Annotated in this window: 13 protein-coding genes; 4 read left to right on the forward strand and 9 right to left on the reverse strand. The window is 74.0% G+C overall.

The annotated features are described in order from the left end of the window. The coding region (locus QSK03_RS30750) for an HNH endonuclease signature motif containing protein (RefSeq protein ID WP_285659410.1) at positions 1-1,535 on the reverse strand (1,535 nt) is incomplete at its 3' end. A gap of 112 nt (positions 1,536-1,647) precedes the next feature. Here QSK03_RS30750 and QSK03_RS30755 point away from each other — a divergent pair. Further along, on the forward strand, positions 1,648-2,559 hold the full coding sequence (locus QSK03_RS30755; protein ID WP_285659411.1) for a 1,4-dihydroxy-2-naphthoyl-CoA synthase: 912 nt from the start codon (positions 1,648-1,650) through the stop codon (positions 2,557-2,559). A 24-nt stretch (positions 2,560-2,583) separates the two neighbouring features. Then, positions 2,584-2,985, forward strand: a complete 402-nt coding sequence (locus QSK03_RS30760; protein ID WP_285659412.1) for a VOC family protein — start codon at positions 2,584-2,586, stop codon at positions 2,983-2,985. A gap of 3 nt (positions 2,986-2,988) precedes the next feature. On the opposite strand, the gene QSK03_RS30765 is transcribed toward QSK03_RS30760, so the two are convergent. From QSK03_RS30765 to QSK03_RS30780, 4 genes are all read right to left on the reverse strand, one after another. Beyond that, positions 2,989-4,497 carry a sodium:solute symporter family protein gene (locus QSK03_RS30765; RefSeq protein ID WP_285659413.1) on the reverse strand — a complete coding sequence of 503 codons (1,509 nt, stop codon included), beginning with the start codon at positions 4,495-4,497 and terminating at the stop codon, positions 2,989-2,991. Then, the gene (locus tag QSK03_RS30770; protein ID WP_285659414.1) at positions 4,494-4,814 is read right to left on the reverse strand and encodes a hypothetical protein; all 321 of its coding nucleotides are present in this window, start codon (positions 4,812-4,814) and stop codon (positions 4,494-4,496) included. Before QSK03_RS30770 ends, QSK03_RS30765 begins: the two co-directional genes overlap by 4 nt. A gap of 302 nt (positions 4,815-5,116) precedes the next feature. Then, entirely contained in the window at positions 5,117-5,506 is a 390-nt protein-coding gene (locus QSK03_RS30775; protein WP_285659415.1) for a VOC family protein, read from the reverse strand. A gap of 178 nt (positions 5,507-5,684) precedes the next feature. Next, positions 5,685-9,857, reverse strand: coding sequence for a glycosyltransferase (locus QSK03_RS30780; protein WP_285659416.1), 4,173 nt, complete (start codon positions 9,855-9,857; stop codon positions 5,685-5,687). A gap of 641 nt (positions 9,858-10,498) precedes the next feature. Here QSK03_RS30780 and QSK03_RS30785 point away from each other — a divergent pair. Beyond that, positions 10,499-12,214, forward strand: a complete 1,716-nt coding sequence (locus QSK03_RS30785; RefSeq protein ID WP_285659417.1) for a sensor histidine kinase — start codon at positions 10,499-10,501, stop codon at positions 12,212-12,214. On the opposite strand, the gene QSK03_RS30790 is transcribed toward QSK03_RS30785, so the two are convergent. Further along, positions 12,190-12,885, reverse strand: a complete 696-nt coding sequence (locus QSK03_RS30790) for a response regulator transcription factor (protein ID WP_285659418.1) — start codon at positions 12,883-12,885, stop codon at positions 12,190-12,192. The two genes, QSK03_RS30785 and QSK03_RS30790, sit on opposite strands and share 25 nt — an antisense overlap. Before the next feature lie 141 nt (positions 12,886-13,026). Here QSK03_RS30790 and QSK03_RS30795 point away from each other — a divergent pair, with 141 nt between their 5' ends. After that, on the forward strand, positions 13,027-14,490 hold the full coding sequence (locus QSK03_RS30795; RefSeq protein WP_285659419.1) for a cation:dicarboxylate symporter family transporter: 1,464 nt from the start codon (positions 13,027-13,029) through the stop codon (positions 14,488-14,490). 139 nt (positions 14,491-14,629) lie between these two features. Here QSK03_RS30795 and moeZ read toward each other — a convergent pair whose 3' ends face one another. From moeZ to QSK03_RS30810, 3 genes are all read right to left on the reverse strand, one after another. Beyond that, the gene (moeZ, locus tag QSK03_RS30800) at positions 14,630-15,805 is read right to left on the reverse strand and encodes an adenylyltransferase/sulfurtransferase MoeZ (protein ID WP_285659420.1); all 1,176 of its coding nucleotides are present in this window, start codon (positions 15,803-15,805) and stop codon (positions 14,630-14,632) included. A gap of 93 nt (positions 15,806-15,898) precedes the next feature. Further along, complete coding sequence (locus QSK03_RS30805; protein ID WP_285659421.1) at positions 15,899-16,966, reverse strand: DUF3152 domain-containing protein; 1,068 nt, start codon at positions 16,964-16,966, stop codon at positions 15,899-15,901. Further along, positions 16,963-18,141 (reverse strand): alpha/beta fold hydrolase, encoded by a 1,179-nt coding sequence (locus QSK03_RS30810; RefSeq protein ID WP_285659422.1) that lies wholly within the window; start codon positions 18,139-18,141, stop codon positions 16,963-16,965. The genes QSK03_RS30805 and QSK03_RS30810 overlap by 4 nt, the downstream gene beginning before the upstream one ends. Positions 18,142-18,325: the final 184 nt, after the last annotated feature.

Consider the following 18,325-nt stretch of genomic DNA (forward strand, 5'->3'; position numbering starts at 1 on the left):
CCCGGGTCGTCAAACGAACACAGATCGGCGACAAACTCACCAAACGAGCCCACCACCGCCAAGTCCGCCACCCCGACGCACCCAAGATCCTCATCGAGCCCCCAGCCGCTTAAGTCAGCGGCATTGGGGTCGATCCAGCCGGGCGGGGTGAACCAGGGCAGGCCGTCGACGATGGCGACGGTCCAGTGGCCGTGATGGATGAGCTGGTGGTGGAACCGGCACAACAAGGTCATGTTGTCCAGGGCGGTGTCGCCGTGGTCGAGCCACTGGCGCACGTGGTGGGCGTGGCAGCGGCGGGGTCGTCGGGTGCAGCCGGGGAACGCGCAACCACCGTCGCGGACGATCAGGGCGCGGCGGATGCCTTCGGGGGCGGTGTAGGAGAGCCGCCCGACATCGAGGGGTTCGGCGCGGGAGCCCAGGACCATCGGCACGATGCCCGCGTCGCAGGCCCACCGGCGGATGGTGGTGACGTCAACCGCGTGCCCGGAGTCGAGGACGCCGTGCCCGACCTGGTCGCGAAGCCACCGGTGGTCGATGGTGATCGTGAGCAGGGCGCGGCCGGGTCCGGCGCCCGGGGTGGGCGCGGGGTTCGGCGCGGCCCGCAGCGGCTCGGGGATCCGCGGCTCGGGGATCAGCGCCTGCTGACCAGCCTCGCCCGTGGCTTCGTCTGTCGCTTCCGATGGGACATCGGACACGTCGCCCGTGTCGTCGCCCGTGTCGTCGCCCGTGTCGTCGCCCGTGTCGTCGCCTGTGTTGTCGGGCCCGGTCTCCTTGGGTGGGTCGAGGTTCTCCCGGCGGGCGTCGGTGGCCAGCCCGGTCGCGCCGAGCGCGTTCTGGGCGAGGTCTTTGAGCGCGTCGGCGTGCCGACGGGCCAGGTCCCGCTCGTCGTCGGGGCCGGCGGGGGTCGAGAGCAGGTCGAACACCTCGACGATCATCTCGGCGTCCAGCGGGTCCTGCAGCCGGCCCTTGAGCGCCAGTGACCCGTCGCGGCGGCGCAGCAACCGCAACTCATCCCGGGCGTCGGCACCGTCGGGCGGGGCGGCCCCGTCGGGGTCGAACTCGGCGAGCATCCGGTCGGCGACCCGGCGCAGCATCCGCGGCGGCAACCCGGCCGCGGCCTCGGCCAGGATCCGCTCACACGAGACCAGGTCGGCGACCGCGACGGTCCCGAGGTGTTCCAGACGGCCCAGGGTGCGGCGGATGATCACAACATGATCGCCGGAGACCTGACCGTCGGCGCACACCGCCGCGGTGCACGGATAGCGCGGGGGCAACGGCTCACCCCGCAACGACACCCGCGGGCAGAGATCCTCGGCCTCCTCGACCCGGCGGCCGGCCTCGGCCGGGTCGACCCGCCACAGCTCCTGGACCAGCCGCGCTGCGCTGCGGTCCCCGGTCGCCTGCGCCACCCCGAGACGGACCAGCTCGGCGACGTCCTCGAGCTGGCGGTAGTAGCCCCGACGCTGGTCCACCACCCGCTCACGGGCCCGGTCGAGCGCCGCACACTCCACCGGCCCCACCACCCGCTCGCTCATGTGTTCGAATATAGCCCCGACCCCCGACAACGCCGGGGCGATGCTGAGAACCCCCTCAGCTACGCACGCCCGTGAGCACGAGCACCCCGTGACGCCTCCTAGGCTCGCGACCATGGTCGACGCCGATGCCCCGCTGTTCGATCCGCCGCAGTGGCAGGAGGTGGCGGGGTTCGGCTTCACCGACATCACCTACCACCGCCACGTCGAGCTGGGATGCGTGCGGATCGCGTTCGACCGCCCCGAGGTCCGCAACGCGTTCCGTCCCCACTCCGTCGACGAGCTCGCCACCGCCCTGGAGCACGCCCGCACCAGCGCCGACGTCGGCGCCGTCCTGCTCACGGGCAACGGACCGTCGTCGAAGGACGGCGGGCACGCGTTCTGCTCCGGCGGCGACCAGCGCATCCGTGGCCGCACGGGCTACCAGTACGCCGAGTCCGAGACGGAGGTCTCGCCGGCCGAGCGCGGCAACGCCGGGCGGCTGCACATCCTCGAGTGCCAGCGCCTCATCCGGTTCATGCCGAAGGTCGTCATCGCCGTCGTCAACGGGTGGGCGGCGGGGGGCGGGCACTCGCTGCACTCCGTGTGCGATCTGACCCTCGCGAGCGCCGAGCACGCCCGGTTCAAGCAGACCGACGCCGACGTCGGCAGCTTCGACGCCGCGTTCGGCTCGGCGTACCTCGCCCGCGCGGTGGGCCAGAAGTTCGCCCGGGAGATCTTCTTCCTCGGCCGGACGTACACCGCCGAGCAGATGCACGCGATGGGCGCGGTCAACGAGGCCGTGCCCCACGCCGAGCTCGAGACCACCGCGATCCAGTGGGCGCGGGAGATCCTCGGGAAGTCGCCGCAGGCGCAGCGCATGCTGAAGTACGCGTTCAACCTCCCCGACGACGGCCTCGTCGGGCAGCAGCTCTTCGCCGGCGAGACCACCCGCCTCGCCTACATGACCGACGAGGCGACCGAGGGCAAGGAGGCGTTCCTCGGCAAGCGCGCGCCGGACTGGAGCCCGTTCCCCTGGTACTACTGAGGCCCCGATCTCCAGGAGCGTGCCGTGGCCGTCGTCGTCGCCGTCCCGACCGCCGACCGGCGCGTCGCGCACGACTTCTACACCGCAGGACTGGGCCTGGAGCCCCTCGGCGAGACCGGTGACGACGGCCTCCCCGAACCCCTGCAGTTCGTGCTCGGGCCCGGGGTGACGCTCATGCTGATCCCGACCGGCGGCTTCGGATGGGTCACCGCCGACCACGAGGTCGCCGCGCCGGGCCAGAGCGAGTGCCTGCTCTCCGTCGTGGTGGGGACGGCCGCCGAGGTCGACGCGCTCACCGACCGCGCCCGGGCCGCCGGCGCCGTGGTGAAGGAGGAGCCCCGGGACCCGGGGTGGGGCACCTGGTGCAGCACGGTCGCCGATCCCGACGGGCACCTCTGGATGATCCAGGTCGACCCCACCCACTGACCGTCAGCCCGTCCCGACGGCCTCCCGCGCGGCGGGCACGGGGTCCTCCGACGGGTGGTCGTCGGGACCGCCGACGAGGAGCGAGCCGACGACGCAGATCGCGACGTTCACGGCGAGGCCGAGCAGGCCGCCGGGGACACCACCGAGGTCGTCGACCCCGGCGACGGTGAGCGCACCCGCGATGGCGGCGCCGGCGAACATGCCCCAGAAGGCGGGGCCGGCGGCCATGCGCCGCCAGTACAGGCCGAGCATGAAGACCGGGGCGAGCTGGACGATGAGCTCGAACTTGAGGACGAAGATCTCGTAGAGGGTGCCCGGCGGGTTCCACGCGATGAGCAGCAGCACGGCGACGGCGACCACGCCCGCGATCTTCCCGACCAGCACCTGGCGCTTCTCCGGCGCTGCGGGGTTCACGTAGCGGCCGTAGACGTCGCGGGACACCACCGAGGAGAACGCGAGCAGCGCCGAGTCCGCGGTCGACACGATCGCCGCCACGACCCCGCCGAACAGCAGGATCATCATGAGGTAGAAGACGACGCCCAGGCCCGCGACCTCGTTGGCGATCATCCCGATGAGCTGCTCGGAGTCGTCCTCGGACAGGCCGGGGAAGAGCTGCGTGCCGACGATGCCCACCACGAAGACGACGGCGGTGGTCAGCAGCGGCATCCACGCCATGACCGCCAGCGATCGCTTGAGGGTGCGCTCGCTGCGCGCCGCGTAGATGCGCTGGATCGCGTGCGGGTAGACCGACGCGCCGAGACCGATGAGCACGATCATCGACAGCCACTCCACCGACGTCGTCGTCGACGGCACGGCGACCTTCTCCGGGTCGGTGTCGGCCAGGGCGGTCGTGACGCCCGCGACGTCGCCGCCGACGAGGTAGAGCGCCCCGAAGAGCAGGACGGCGACGCCGACGAGCAGCGCGATGCCCTGCATGACGTCGGTCAGCGCGACGGCCCGCATCCCTCCCGACCACGAGTAGATCAGCATGACCAGCACGAACGCGATGACGCCGATCTCGTAAGGGATCGTCGCGCCGGTGAGGCCGGCGATGCCCTGGCCCATCGCCACGAGCTGCTCGAGCAGGTAGTTGGCCAGCCCCCACAGCATGAGGACGGCGGCGAGCACGGTGAGCTTGCCGGACCCGAACCGGTGCCGCAGCCAGTCGGTGGGCGTGATGAAGCCCTCCCGCTTGGCGACGACGTAGAGCCGCGGCGCGAAGAGCAGGTACGTGGCGATCACCGCAACCATGAACGGCACCGACTGCCACCACGAGAACCCCGAGCGGTACGCCTCGGGGGCGTAGCCGACGATCGAGTTGCCGCTGTACTGCGTCGCGTAGAGCGTGAAGAACAGCGCGACGAAGCCCAGGCCGCCGCCCGAGAGGTAGTAGCTGCGGGCGGAGCTCGACGTGCTCCCGCGCCCGGCCCACCACCCGATGGCGAGCATGACCACCGCGTAGGCGGCGAGGACGAGCACGCCGCTCGTCCCGGAGAAGGTCAGCTCGTTCACGGCGACACCTCCGCGTCGCGCTCGCGGGCCGCTTCCTCCGCCGGTTCGGCGAGGTTCCAGTCCCGCAGGCAGGCCCAGCAGGTCAGGGCGCTGAACGCGACCGTGGCGGCGACGCTGATGAGCAGCCAGAACGGCACGCCGCCCACCAGCGGACGGATGGCACCCGTGGGCAGGTAGAGCGGGACCCCGGCCACGACGACGACCGCCATGGCGATCCACAGCCACGGGTTCCGCACCGGTTCCCGCAGCGGCCGGGAGCGCGGAGCCGCGCGGTCCGGTGGCGGGGTGTCCGGCTCGGTGGAACGTCCTCGGTCCATCGGTCCTCCCGTCGGTCCACGGCGGTCGGTCGGCGTCGTCACGGCACTCCCGGCGCTCGCCGCGCGGAGTCCCGGGTGGTGTCCAGGTCGCACGGCTCGTGGCGACGCGACGGTCGAGATGGGGACGACCGCCGCCACCCGTCGGGCAGGACAGCCCGATGAGCGCGAGCCGGGCGGGACGGCACGATCAGCCGCGTGACCACCTCCGAACTGTGTACAAGCTAGGCAACCCACCGGGAACAAACAAGACATCGGCGCACTTCGGCGCCGATTACTCCCGCTGCTCTGTGTACAGCGACGCGTCAGTCCGTGCGGTTGCGCCCTCGCGCGCCCTCCGCGAACTCGACGGTGAAGCCGTCGGGGTCGCGCAGCTGCAGCGACCGCTCGAACCCGCGGTCGCGGGGCGGGGTGTGCACGGCGACGCCGCGGGCGAGGAGGTCGGCGTAGAGGACGTCGAGGTCGTCGGTCCCCATCTCGACCTGGACGAACGACCGGAGCCGACCACCGCCGGTGTCGGCGTCGCGGGTCACGCCGACCCCGAGGTCGAGCAGTCCGACGGTGCCGGCACCGAGCCGCATCAGCCCGAACTGGTGGGTCCGGACCTCGCACACGAACCCGAGCGCCTCGTACCAGGCCACCGACCGGTCCAGGTCGCTGACGGGCAGGCTGAGTCCTTCGAACCAGGTGTCCACGGCACGCTCCTCGCGCAGCATCGACAGAGCGCGCCACGGGACCCCACGAGCGTGGAGGACGGAGCGTTCCGACGCCGCACTCCGTCCGGAGCCGACGCTAGCACCGCGCCGGGGCCCAGACGCGGCGCCGGCGCCGGTCCCACGTCGGCGCCGGTCCGACGTCAGCGCCGGTCCGATGTCAGCGCCGGTCCGACCGCCCGCCGCCGTGCCGGCCCCCGTCCTTCGTCGACGGCCGGCCGGGGTCCTCGCCCGCCAGCGAGTGGCGGCCCCGGCGCGGCGCCGGGGGCTCGGCCGTCGGTGGGTGCGACGTCGGCGCGCGGCCCGGGCCCTCGGCGAACGACAGCACCGGGTCGTGGCCCGACGGACTGGCGGGCACGAGCGACGTCGGCCCCTCCGGCGGCGGAGCCGGGTGGTGCCGGTCCGCCGCGCGTCCGGGCCGGGCGGTGCCGGCGGGCGGCGTGCCCGGGCGACCGGGACGGCCCGGGCGGGGCGGTCCCGGCGGTGTGGGCGAGGGCAGGGGTGGTGGCGGCGCCGGGACCGGCGCGGGACCACCGCCGGACCGACCCAGCCCGGTCGTCCGCGTCGCTCCGGTCGCACCCGCAGCAGCCCCGACGGCCGGGAACGCCCCGCTCGGTCCCGCTCCGCCCGACGCCGCAGCACCCCGCACAGCACCCGTCGGCACAGCACCCGTCGGCACAGCACCCGCCGGCACAGCACCCGTTTGCACAGCACCCGTCGGGCGGGGAGCGTGGGCGGGGACCGGGGTGTAGCGACCGGTGCCCGGACCCGAGCGGTCCCTCTCCGGTGCGGTCGGCGGCGCGGTCCGGGTCCCCCTCGGGACGCCGGTCGGCGGGGAGGGCATCGGTGCGCGGCCGGTCGGCGTCGGGCGCGGCCGGGCCACGACGCGGTCCACCGGCGGCGACGGCGCCACGCCGACCACCCGGCTGATCCGGGCGCGCAGGGAACCCTGCGAGAGCGCCGACGTCTCGCCGTTCTCGACGTCGGTCGGGATCACCGGCGGCGTCGGGCCGGGGGCGACGGGCCGCTTGGTGCGGGCCTTGCCGCGACCGTCGGGCAGCAGCGAGAGCGCGCGGCCCGCGGCGAGGTCCTCGACCCAGCCGAACGCGAGCACGCACACGACGATCAGCGCGCAGGCGATCCCGAAGTGCTGGGCCTCGGAGTTCCACCCGAGCAGGTCGCCGATCGACGGGGAGAACGCGATCGCGACGTTGTGCCAGAGGTAGATCGTGATCGCCCGGGCGTTGACCACGGTGACCAGGCGCCCGAGCAGCGGCACGCGCTCGAGCCACGCCACCTGCGGGTTCAGCCGCAGCACGAGCAGCACCGCACCGAGCGAGACGAGGGCCTGCGCGAACGGGATGTCGTTCAGGTCGATGCCGTCGTCACCGGCCGGGTGGCCGAACGCCCACGCGAGACCCCCGACGACGAAGAGGGTGGCGACGCCGGTGGCGAGCAGGAGGGGCAGGCGGCGCAGCGTGCCCTCGCGGTGGGCGAAGCCGAGCATCCAGCAGGCGGCGAACGTCCCGCCGTCGACGAGCACCGGCCCGATCGCGCCCCACTCGCCCAGCGGCGAGCCGAGCACCGCGTCGACGCCGACGAGCACGATCGGCACCGCGAGCGCCACCAGGGGCCGGCGGCGGAACGCCCAGAGCATCACCGGCGTGAGCAGCACGAACCACAGGTAGGCGCGGATGTACCAGAGGCCGACGACGGCGTCGGCACCCCAGTCGCTGCCCGGGGGGTCGACGAGCGGGAAGACCCAGTACAGGAGGTCGGACCAGACGAGCGGCGACGTCACGCTGCCGTCGGCGTCCTGCCCCGACCACCCGTGCCAGAGCATGATCGGGACGGCGAGCAGCCCGAAGAACCACAGCGGCGGCAGCAGGCGTCGCAGCCGGTGCCCGATGACGTCGAGGGCCTCGCCGCGGCGCAGCGACTGCACCATCAGCGACCCGCCGAGGGCGAACATGACCCCCATCGACGGGAACACCATGCTCATCCAGCCCCAGCCGAACGCGTGGTAGGTCACGACCCGGATCAGCGCGACGGCGCGCAGCAGGTCGAGCCACCGTTCGCGGCCCCCGCCGGTCTTCGGGGCCTTGGTCGCGACCGGCGCTGCGGGGGCGGCGTCCGGCGCGGGCCCCCGGGGCACCGCCGGTGCGGGCAGCCGGTCGGCGGCCGGGCGCGAGCGGCCGTCCTGTCCCGCCGGCGCGGCCAGGTGCTCGGCCACCGCGCCGGTGCGCTGCAGCTTCTGCCAGCGCACCCCGGCGCCGGTGAGGGCGCTGATCACGGCCTGCACGAGCACGACGTACATGAGCTGGCGGTACATCAGCTGCTGCACGGGCAGCGCCCAGAGCGGCCCGAGCGGCTCGCCGTCCATCCGGAACGCGATCACGCCGGCGATCAGCTGGAGCACGAGCATCGAGCCCCACAGCAGCAGCGCGACGGCCGGGTCGCCGAAGATCAGCCCGTAGACGAAGAGCAGGTCGACCAGGGGCGCGGCCAGCGGCAGGGCGACGTGGAAGACGCCGATGTGGGCGAGCCCGAGACGACCCATGCGCCCGGACGCGCCTCGCTCGCGCAGCGCCCGGCGGTGCTTCCAGAGCGCCTGCATCGTGCCGTAGCTCCAGCGGAACCGCTGCCGCCAGAGCTGCCCCGCGGTGACCGGTGCCTCGGTCCAGGCCAGCGCCTTCTCGTTGTAGACGACCCGCCAGCCGGCGCGCCCGAGAGCGATGGTCAGGTCGGTGTCCTCGGCGAGGGTGTCCGAGGAGAGCCCGCCGACCTCCTGCACGGCCTCGCGGCGGAACGCGCCCGCCGCGCCCGGAATGGTCGAGATCGAGCCCCAGGTGTCCTGCACCCGCCGGTCGACGTTGAAGCCCACCACGTACTCGAGGTGCTGCATCCGCGGGATGAGCCGCGTGCGGTTCGCGATCTTGACGTTGCCGGCGACGGCGCCGATCTCCGGGTCGGCGAACGGGGCCACGAGCTCGGCCACCGTGTCCGGCTGGAAGATCGTGTCCCCGTCGATCATGACGATGAGGTCGTGCTTCGCGGCGGCGACGCCACGGTTGAGGGCCGCCGACTTGCCCGCGTTCTCCTGGCGCACCACCCGCACCCGGGGCAGCGCGAGGTCCTCGAGCAGGTCGGCGGTGCCGTCGGTCGAGCCGTCGTCGACCACCACGACCTCGAGCGGGTGCTCGTTGGCCAGGATCGAGCGGACGGTCGCCTCGATGTTCTCCGCCTCGTTGTAGGCGGGGACCACCACCGAGACGGGATCGGTGACCGGCTCGCCCCACGAGAACGCGGGATCCCGGCGGCGCTTCGCATGGCGGCGGGCCACGACGACCATGACCAGCAGCCGCATGATCACCAGCCCGCCGACGCCGATCAGCGCGAGCTGCATCAGCGTGACGACGCCCTGGGCCACGCCGACGGTGGCGAGCAGCGCCTGCCCGACGTGGCGGTCGCGGGCGGGCGCGGGCAGCCCGTGCGGGCCGAGGCCGGCCGCGTCGCTCACGGTCGTGAAGCGGTAGCCCTGGGCCTGGAGCTCGGGGATCAGGCGGTCGAGCGCCGCGACGGTCTGGGACCGGTCACCGCCCGCGTCGTGCAGGAGGACCGTCGCGCCGGCGCCGTTCTGCGGGGTCGCGTTGCGGACGATCGCGTCGACGCCGGGGCGCTGCCAGTCCTCGCTGTCGACGTCGGTGAGGACGGTGACGTACCCGGCCTGCCCGGCGGCCACGACGGTGCCGTAGCCGGGGTCGTCGAGCGCGTCGGAGGTCGACGAGAACGGCGGGCGGATGAGGTGGGTCGAGATCCCGGTCGCGCCGGCGATGGCGAGCTCGGTGTCGCCGATCTCGCGGTCGCGGCGCCAGGTCGAGACGCCGGCGAGGTCGGGGTGGGTGAACGTGTGGACCCCGATCTCGGAGCCCGAGGTGATGATCCGCTGGGCCAGCTCGGGGTGCCGCGCGACCATCGACCCGACGGTGAAGAAGGTGCCGGGCACACGGTGGCGGGCGAGGACGGCGAGGACCTCAGGGGTCCAGGTCGGGTCGGGGCCGTCGTCGAACGTGAGGGCGACGGTGCGCTCGGGCAGCCGGGCCGAGCGCACGGGTTCAGTGCGGGCGTCGATGATCGGGCCGCCGGTGCTGATGTCGGCGGGGACGTGGTCGTGCCCCTCGGGCGGCCGGGCGTGCGCGTCGTTGCCGATCGCGGCGTTCACGAGGCCGGAGACGGTGAGGACGGTGAGGACCATGACCGCGAGGACGACGGTCATCGTCCAGATGCCCCAGCGACGGGGAGGCTTGGTCGACCGGGCGCGCACTGTTGTCACTCCGAGTCACCTCTTCCCCGCTCACGGTCGCTCGACCGTGTCCTCATCGTCACCTCGTCGTGCACGAGACGATATCCACCCCCTCCTCGTCGTCACGTGGCGTGGGAACGTTTCGCACCCCGGGGATCGCGTTCGGTGAGCGGGAGATGTCTGTTCCGTCCATCTTCGTCCACAGGCGTCCCTTTCTTGCCGACGCTGCGTCGCCGTCGACGTGGCGCGGAGACCGGACCGGACCCGAGCTGGGAGGCGATCGCCACATCGCCGCCGCGGTCGGGCGCCCGACGGCTGTCCGTCACCCGGGTCGGGTCGCCCGGCACCGCGTGTCCACGGGGCGAACGGGAGAGCCCGTGGGCGCGGCGTGGCCCGCCGCGGGCGGTGGCGCAGCGTGATCAGCACGCACCGTGCGGGGCGCACCACGGTGTCGTCGCTCTCCGCGACCGCCGCCGCGGACCGAGGGGCGCCCGCCGCCGCGGACCGAAGGGCGCGCCCGCCGCCGCGGACCGAAGGGCGCCCTCGCTGCGTCGGGCGCAGCGAGGGCGTCCCTCGCTCCCCCGCGACCCCTGCTCGCGTCGTGGCGGCGGGGAGGGCGGGGGAGGCGACCCCTGCTTGCGCCGTGACGGCGGGGAGGCGACGGTCCTCCCGTGAGCAGCGGCCGGACACAGGGCGGGGCGGAGCTCGACCCGGAGCCGGCCGGCACCCGGCGCCGGTCGACGCTCGTGCGCCGTCTGCTGGCGCTGGAGATCGTCACCGTCGTGCTCACCGCGGTCATCGCGGGCGGCGTCAGCGCCTGGAACACGCGCGAGACCATCGAGCGCGACGCCGCGGACAAGGTGCTCGCCGTCGCGGTGTCGCTCGCGTCGGCCCCGGGGCTCGCCGACGCCGTCGTCGCCCGGGACGTGCCGCGGGTCCAGGCCGCGGCGGAGGCCGCCCGCCAGGGCACCGGGATCTCCTTCGTGACCGTCATGGACCCGGCCGGCACCCGCCTGAGCCACCCCGAGCCGGCGCGGATCGGCGAGACCTACCAGGGCACGTTCCTGCCGGCGGCCGCCGGCGCGACGCTCGTGGAGACGTTCCCGGGGACCCTCGGGCTGTCGGTGCGGGCGATCGTGCCGGTGCGGGGTGCCGCCGGCGACGTCGTCGGGATTGTGGCGGCGGGCCAGCTGCGCGTGCAGGTGGCCGACCGGATCGCCCGCGAGCTCGGGATCCTCGCGCTCGCCGCGGCCCTCGCGATCGCCCTCGGCGTCGGCGTCGCCTGGGTCGCGGCGCGGAGGGTCAAGCGCGACACCCTCGGCCTGGAGCCCCGCGAGATCACCGCGCTGCACCGCCACCACGAGGCCGTGATGGCCGCGATGCGCGAGGGCCTGCTCGTGCTCGACGCCGACACCGGGCGCGTCGTCGTCCTCAACGCCGAGGCCGCCCGGCTGCTCGGCCTGCCCGACACCGTCGGCCCCTCCCGCGCCGCCGGGCCGACCCTCGACGCGCTGGGCGTCGACCCGGTCCTGCGCGAACGCCTCGCCGACGGCTCCCCCGTCACCGACGAGACGATGCTCGTGGGCGAGCGCCTGCTGCTGGTCAACCGCACGGAGCTCGCGCAGCCCGCGATCACCGACCTCGTGGTGACCCTGCGGGATCGCACCGAGCTGGAGGCCATGACCCGCGAGCTCGACGACGCGCGCTCGGTGACGCGCGCGCTGCGCTTCGCCGCGCACGAGCACGCGAACCACCTGCAGGCCGTCTCCACGCTCATCGAGCTCGGGGCCCACGACGACGCCCGCGACCTCGCCCAGCGCTGGAACCACGACCTGCTCGACGGCAGTGACGGCGGGGCCGGCGACGGCGACCTCCGCGACCGGATCGCCGACCCCGCGCTCGCGGCCCTCGTGCTCGACAAGGCGACCGACGCCCGCGACCGGGGCCTCGAGCTGCGCATCGGCGACACGACCAGCCTGGACGTCGACGTCGCGGGCGATGAGCAGGCGTCGACCGACCGCGTCACGGTGGTCGGGAACCTCGTCGACAACGCCCTCGACGCCGCGCTGGCGAGCGCGCACGACGGCCGCGGCGGCGTCGTCGAGCTGGACGTGCACGCAGCAGACGGCGCCGTCGTCGTCCGCGTCGCCGACGACGGCCCCGGGCTCGCCGACCCGGAGGCGGCGTTCGCGCCGGGGTGGTCGACGAAGGACCGCGGCCGGGGTGAGCGGGGTCTGGGCCTGGCGCTCGTGCGGCGCGTGGTCGACCGCCGGGAGGGCAGCATCGACGTCGCGCCCGGCCCCGACGGCCGGGGCACCGTGTTCACCGTGCGGCTCCCGACCCGTCCGGTGGCGCCGGATCCTCAGTCGCCGGCGGCCAGCCGGTAGCCGACGCCGCGCACGGTGACGACCGCCCCGGGGGTGTCGAGCTTGCTGCGCAGCGCGGCCACGTGGACCTCGAGCGAATGCAGCCCGGCGTCGAGTCCCGGGTCGTCGGGGGCGAGACCCCACACGTCGTCGAGGAGATCGGCCCGGGAGACGACGGCGCCGTCGCGGCGCGCGAGCGCGGCGAGGAGGTCGAACTCCTTGCGCCGCAGGCCGACCTCGCGCCCGGACACCTCGACGACCCGGCGCGAGAGGTCGATCCGCAGCGGGCCCGCGTGCACGACGGGCGCGACGACGTGGCCGGCGCTGCGCCGCAGCACGGCCTCCATCCGGGCGGTGAGCTCGTCGATCGCGAAGGGCTTGACGACGTAGTCGTCGGCGCCGCTGCGCAGGCCGAGCACCCGCGCCTGCTGATGGCCCCGCGCGGTGACGGCGATGATCGGCACCGTCGACCGGGTGCGCAGCCGGCGGCACACCTCGACGCCGTCGAGGTCGGGCAGCCCGAGGTCGAGCAGGACGATGTCGGGCGGGTCGGCCGCGGCGTCGGGCCCGGTCACGGCCTCGAGCGCGGCCGCGCCGGTGCCGACCGGCGTCACGCGGTAGCCCGCGCCCCGCAGCGCGGCGGAGAGCGCGTCGCGCACCGGCCCGCTGTCCTCGACCAGCACGACCTTCACGGGTCCCCTTTCCTCAACTCATCCCCAACTCCGTGCCACGGGTGTCCCACGCAGGGTGATGTGCGCCCTAGCCTCACCCGGCGGGTGAGACCCACGCCACCTCCACCCGGGGTGGGGATGGTGGACCGGAAGGAGACATCGATGTCGACGCAGGAAGCCGACGCGCGCCCGGCGCCCGAGCCGGGCGGGTCCGGCGGGGCGGCCGGGTCGGGGCGCCGCGGGGTCTGGACCCAGCTCTGGTTCTGGGTGGTCATCGGGATCGCGGCCGGCGTGGTCGTCGGCCTGGCGGCCCCGGACTTCGCCTCTGACCTCAAGTTCCTGCCCGACATCTTCATCCAGCTGATCAAGATGATCACGGCGCCGGTCATCTTCTGCACCGTGATCGTGGGGATCGCCTCGATCGGCCGCCTCGCGACCGCCGGCGGCATCGCGGTCCGGGCGCTCGTGTACTTCCTGATCATGACGCTGGTCGCGCTCGGCCTCGGGCTGATCGTGGTCAACCTCGTGCAGCCCGGCGCGGGCTTCCCGGCGATCCCGCCCGACCCGGCGACCCTGGCCGAGGCCCAGGCCGACGTGGCCAGCGGCAGCGAGGGCGGCGGCGCGCTCGACTTCATCGAGAACACCCTGCTGCCCGAAAGCTTCGTCGGCCCGTTCGTCGAGAACGAGATCCTGCGGGTCCTCGTGCTCGCGATCCTCGTCGCCATCGCGACCTCGATGCTCGCCCCGTCGCTGCGCAAGCGCGTGGTCGGCGGCATCGACCTCATCGCCAAGGTCATCTTCGGCATGATCCGCCTGATCATGTTCCTGGCCCCGATCGCGGCCTTCGGCGGCATCGCCTACACCGTCGGCGCGCTCGGCGGCGAGAGCCTGGGCAACCTGCTCGCGCTGATGCTGACCTTCTGGGGAACGTGCGCGATCTTCGTCGTGGTCGTGCTGGGCGGCGTCGCGGCGTTCTCCGGGTTCAACATCTTCAAGCTGATCCGGATGATCAAGGACGAGATCCTCATCATCGTCGGCACGTCGTCCTCGGAGACGGTGCTGCCGCGCCTGCTCGCCAAGCTCGAGTCGGCCGGCGCGTCCCGCTCGACGGTCAGCATGGTGCTGCCGACCGGGTACTCGTTCAACCTCGACGGCACCTGCATCTACCTGACGATGGCGGCGCTGTTCATCGCCCAGGCCGGTGGGCAGGACCTGCCCTGGGGCGTGCAGCTCGGGCTCGTGGCGCTGATGCTGCTGACGTCCAAGGGCGCGGCGGGCGTCTCCGGCGCCGGCCTCGTCACCCTCGCGGCGTCCCTGCAGGCGTTCGGCGGCGAGTTCTACACGACCGAGTCGATCGCCATCGGCATCGCGATCATCGCCGGCATCGACCGGATCATGAGCGAGGGCCGCGCGCTGACCAACGTCATCGGCAACTCCGTCGCCACGATGGTCGTCGCGGGCTGGTGCGGCGAGCGCGACGACGAGCGCTTCCAGGCCGCGCTCGACGATCCGTCGCTCGTGCGCGACGCGATCGAGCAGGAGACCCACGGCGCGGACGAGGCCGGGGACAGCGACGAGAGCGCGACCTCGACCGACCGCACCCCGGCCGCCGCCGGCGCGCACTAGACCGCCCGCTCGCGGCGGCTACGCCGAGCGCCGACGCCCCCGAGAAACGAACGGCGCTCTCGCTGCTTCGGTAGCAGCGAGAGCGCCGTTCGTTCGTTCCGGGCGCGCGCACAGGACGCAGCGCCCTGGACCCCGTGGCTCAGTAGGTCGGCAGCGAGGTGTCGACCTGCTGCGCCCACCCCGTGACACCGCCGCCCACGTGCACGGCGTTGGAGAAGCCGGCCTTCTGCAGCGCGGAGAGCGCCTCGGCGGAGCGCACGCCCGACTTGCAGTAGAGGATCGTCTGGCGGTCCTGCGGGATCTCCGCGAACGCCTCGCCCGACAGGATCTTGTCCTTGGGGATCAGCTTGGCGCCCGGGATCTTCACGATCTCCCACTCGTGGGGCTCCCGGACGTCGATCAGCTCGAACTTGTCGCCCGCGTCGATCTTCTCCTTGAGCTCCACCGGCGTGATGGTGTGGCCGGCGGCCGCGGACTGGGCGTCGTCGGAGACGGTGCCGCAGAACGCCTCGTAGTCGATCAGCTCGGTGACCGGCGTGGCGTTCGGGTCGCGCCGGATCTTCACCTCGCGGTAGTCCATGTCCAGCGCGTCGTAGATCTTGAGACGGCCGAGCAGGGTGTCGCCGATACCGGTGATGAGCTTGATGGCCTCGGTGACCATGATCGAGCCGATCGACGCGCAGAGCACGCCCAGCACGCCACCCTCGGCGCACGACGGGACCATGCCCGGCGGCGGGGGCTCGGGGTAGAGGTGCCGGTAGTTCAGGCCCTGGCCGTTCGGGGCGTCCTCCCAGAACACCGAGACCTGGCCCTCGAACCGGAAGATCGAGCCCCACACGTACGGCTTGCCGAGCAGCACGGCCGCGTCGTTGACGAGGTAGCGCGTGGCGAAGTTGTCGGTGCCGTCGAGGATGAGGTCGTAGTCGCGGAAGATGTCCAGCGCGTTCGACGAGTCCAGCGGCGTCTCGTGCAGGTTCACCGTCACGAGCGGGTTGATCTCGGCGACCGACTCCTTGGCCGACTGCGCCTTCGACTTCCCGATGTCCGACTGCCCGTGGATGACCTGGCGCTGCAGGTTCGACTCGTCGACGACGTCGAAGTCGACGACGCCGAGCGTGCCCACGCCGGCCGCGGCCAGGTACAGCAGCGCCGGGCTGCCGAGGCCGCCGGCCCCGACGACGAGCACCTTGGCGTTCTTCAGACGCTTCTGACCGTCGACGCCCACGTCAGGGATGATCAGGTGGCGGCTGTAGCGGGCGACCTCGTCCTTGGTCAGCTCCGCGGCCGGCTCCACCAGGGGCGGCAGGGATGCCATGACGGCGCTCAACTCCCGAGTGTTGTTCTCACTGGTCCTCACGGCGCACAACCACCGCGCGGCCCGCCATGTTCCCCGACGTGACGCGGCTCGTCAGCCCGCGGGCGGCACGGCGCCCTGTGGGTACGGCCACGCGTTGGGCTGGCAGGTCTTCCCGTCGCGCGGGATCTGCGTGCCCTGCGGGTTCTCCTCGGTGAGCTGCGCGAGGTAGTCGTTCGCCGTCCCGAAGCTCTGCTGCATCATCACCGGCGCCAGGGCCCCGTTCTGGGGACACGGCACGTGCCGGTTGTCGAACACGTGGCCGACCTCGTGGTTGATGGCGTACTGCCGGTAGAGCCCGAGCTGCCCGTCGAACGCCGCGGCGCCGCGCACCCAGCGGGAGCCGTTGATGAGCACCCGGCCGATGTCGGACTTCCAGCACGACGCCTCGTAGCGGATGTCGTAGCCGCACTGCTGCCGGTCGGTCATCTGCGAGGTCAGGCTGACGCGGAAGTCGGGCACGCCGGCGTCGATGCGGCGGACCGCGATCTGGCCGGACCCGACCCAGCTGCGCGGATCGGTGAGCGTCGCGTCGACCGCCGTGGCGAACGCCTGCTCGCCCTCGGGGATGACGGCGCCGTCCTCGACCTCGACGGAGTAGGTGTAGACGCGCCCGGTGCCCGCCTGCGGGGTCGTGCCGGGCACGACGTGCCAGGTGCCCGCCCCGGTGACGGGGAACTCGCCACCCGCGGGCAGCTCGGCGGTGGGGATGTCGACGTTCTGCCCGACGCCGGGCGGGGCCTCGGTGACCACCGGCGAGGAGCTCTGGGGCGGCGCGAGCAGCGGCGACGCCGAGCCGGCGTCCCCGCCGGGGGACAGCGCCTCGACCACGGCGAGCACGGTGAGCACCACGAGCCCCGGGATCACCCACAGCCGCCAGGACCGCAGCACCGAGGCGCCCGCCGAACGGCGGGGCGGGGGCGGCCAGGCGCGTCCGGGAGGCGGCCCGGACCGTCCGCCGGACCGTCCGCCCGATCGTCCGGCCGGGCCCTGCCCGGGACGGGACGGGCGTCCCCGCGGCGGCTCGGGACGGCGACGGGACGGCGCCTGCTCGGGCGCGAGGTCGGCGCGGTCAGCGAGGTCGGAGTCCTCGTCGGCAGCACGCCGGACCGGCCGGGTCACACGGGAACTGTGCCATACGCGCCCCCGCGCGCCGCCGCGACGCCCGGGGCGAGGCGATCACGGAGTCGGGCCGCGGAGGTGCTCCGTCCCCGGGTGCGGGCCGGGGCGGGCGCGCCCGGCCAGGACCCGTCGGCCGCGGCGTCGAGCAGCCCGAGCACGGCCCGGGCGACGGTCTGCGGGCGTTCGATCTGGGCGACGTGCCCGACGTCGGGCAGGCGCAGGAGCCGGCCCGCCGGGAGCGCGGCCGCGGTGCGCGCCGCGCGGTACACGCCGACGAGACGGTCGACCTCGCCCCACACCACGAGGCTCGGCACGGTGACCTGCGCCGCCGCGGCCCACAGCGAGCGCTGCGACGGGGCGAACCAGGTGCCGAGCAGCCCGACGAACGAGCGGTGCAGGGCCTCGGGCGCCCACCCCAGCGTCGCGCGCTCCTCGGCCTCCTCGGCCGCCATCGCGAAGGCGCGCGGGCCGACGCGCCCGGGGTCGGCGTGGCAGAGCGCCATCGTGAACGCGAGGCGCTCGCGCGGCGTGCGGGCGTCCTGCTCGGCCCGGGCGCGCCCGCCGACCACCGGCAGCAGGGCCAGCGCCGCCCGCTTCCCGCCGAGGCGCGAGGGCAGCGGGCGCAGGTCGGGCATCGCGGGGCTGACGAGGGTCAGCGTCCGGACGAGGTCGGGCCGGGCCGAGGCCGCCAGCAGCGACACCGCGCCGCCCAGCGAGTTGCCGAGCAGGTGCACCGGACCGCTGCCCTGCCGGCGCAGGTCCTCGAGGTAGGCGGTGAGCGTGGCCGCGTGCGCCGTCGGCCGGTAGTCGCCGGTCGCCGGCGGCGGGGTGCGCCCGAAGCCGGGCAGATCCACCGCGAGCCCGCGGCAGCGGGCCGAGAGCGCGCCGGCCAGCTCGGTCCAGTTGTTCGACGAGCCGCCGAGGCCGTGGACGTACACGGCGGTCTCCCCCGCCGGGCCCGGCGTCTCGCGCACGTGCAGCGTCGACTCCCCGACCGTCACCTCCCGCCCCGGCCAGTACGGCGTCGGGGCCGCGGCGTCGCCCATCGGGCCCAGCGCCGAGACCGGGGCCAGGGGGACGTCGGTGGCGCGACCGCCGGCGGGGTCGACGGCGTGATCGGCAGGATGGCCGACGGGTGACGGTCCGGTGGACGGCACGGGGCGGCGGATGATCACGGGCACCATGATGCGGTAGCGAGGTGACGGCGTCACGGTGACATCCGGATGAACGCGGACCGACGGGTAACAACACGCGTGGCGGGACCGGCGCGGGCGTCACCCGATGGGTAGGGTCATCCGTCCGAGGCGGTCGAGAACCGTGCCGCCGCGCGAAGGGTGTCTGGGGGCGGGGGAATGAACG

Origin of the sequence: Actinomycetospora sp. NBRC 106375 (genome assembly GCF_030269665.1) — a bacterium.
Taxonomy (GTDB): domain Bacteria; phylum Actinomycetota; class Actinomycetes; order Mycobacteriales; family Pseudonocardiaceae; genus Actinomycetospora.

Bases quoted from the DNA above. Each gene is read 5' to 3' on its own strand.
- QSK03_RS30795 (WP_285659419.1), top strand. From the start codon at position 13,027: ATGTCGACGCAGGAAGCCGACGCGCGCCCGGCGCCCGAGCCGGGCGGG.
- QSK03_RS30770 (WP_285659414.1), bottom strand. From the start codon at position 4,814: ATGGACCGAGGACGTTCCACCGAGCCGGACACCCCGCCACCGGACCGC.
- QSK03_RS30755 (WP_285659411.1), top strand. From the start codon at position 1,648: ATGGTCGACGCCGATGCCCCGCTGTTCGATCCGCCGCAGTGGCAGGAG.
- moeZ (WP_285659420.1), bottom strand. From the start codon at position 15,805: ATGGCATCCCTGCCGCCCCTGGTGGAGCCGGCCGCGGAGCTGACCAAG.